At 32.6% G+C, this 322-nt stretch carries 1 pseudogene; it reads left to right on the top strand.

What is annotated here, in order from left to right:
• Positions 1-308: pseudogene (locus FUA24_RS10710) on the top strand (elongation factor P); the annotation flags it as partial.
• Between the last annotated feature and the right edge of the window lie 14 nt (positions 309-322).

Here is a 322-nt window from a genome sequence, read left to right on the forward strand (position 1 = left end):
ATTATTCGCAAATAGCATTGCAAAAAGCCACTTTAGATAGTCCTGATTTAATGAAAGAAGGTGAAGTTGTAACCGTTTTAATTAATGCTGAAGATGGTTTACCATTATCAGTAGAAATGCCTGCTAACGTAATTTTAGAAGTAACACATACAGAACCAGGTGTTAAAGGAAACACAGCAACAAATGCTACAAAACCTGCTACAGTTGAAACAGGTGCTATTGTAAATGTACCCTTATTTATTAACGAAGGTGATAAAATTAAGGTTGAAACAGATAAAGGTACCTACAAAGAACGTATTAAAGAATAATATTTTAATGGGCT

This window comes from Seonamhaeicola marinus (assembly GCF_008085455.1).